Annotated in this window: 1 protein-coding gene; it reads right to left on the reverse strand. The window is 74.2% G+C overall.

What is annotated here, in order from left to right; translation table 11 throughout:
- A partial coding sequence (locus tag FLV34_RS39560) for a DUF222 domain-containing protein (RefSeq protein ID WP_147945620.1) occupies positions 1-670 on the reverse strand: 670 nt, incomplete at both ends.

The following is a 670-nucleotide window of genomic DNA, read 5'->3' on the forward strand; positions in this document are numbered from 1 at the left end:
CGTCGGCGCTCTCCGCACTGGCATCTGTCCCGGCCTCGCCGGGAGCAGGGTCGCCCGTGTCGTCCCGGCCTTCCTCGAAGCCCCCGGCATCCCGCGCGTCTCCGGCGTGGTCGGCGGTGTCGTCGGCCTGGCCCGGCTCGTCAGTGCTTCCGGCAGGGTCGGGGACGTAGTCGCTGGGGGCGCTGTCGCCGAGGTCTGCGAAGTGGTCGCTGACCTCGTCGGCGGCGGCCGGGGCAGCGGGGTCTTGGGTGGCCGGGTCGGTCTCGTCGGTGGCCGGGGCAGCGGGGTCGTCGGTGGCCGGGTCGGCGGGGTATGGGTCGTCGGTGGGGTCGGTGTTGTCGGGGTCGGTGGGGAGGGATTCGGCGCTGACCACGACGAGGAGCTCGGCGGCGATCTTCTGCTCCAGCAGGGCGATCAAGGCGTCCGCCTGGCGCACCGTCAGCGGGCGGTCATCACCCTGTGCCCTCAGCTTGGCGTACGCCTGCAACAACGCCATCAACCGGGCGCCGGCCTCACGCGGCAGGTAGAACTCCCCTTCCACGCCGCCGCCCTTGCCCGGGCGGACCCGCAGGAACCGCCGCCCGTAATCGGCCCGCTCATCCCGCTCTTCCCCATCGGGGTCCAGCACCGCCCGCAGATGGCGGCCGGCCTTGGCGACCTCCGCCGCCCC

The sequence above is a fragment of the Microbispora sp. CSR-4 genome, assembly GCF_008033685.1.
Taxonomy (GTDB): Bacteria; Actinomycetota; Actinomycetes; order Streptosporangiales; family Streptosporangiaceae; genus Microbispora.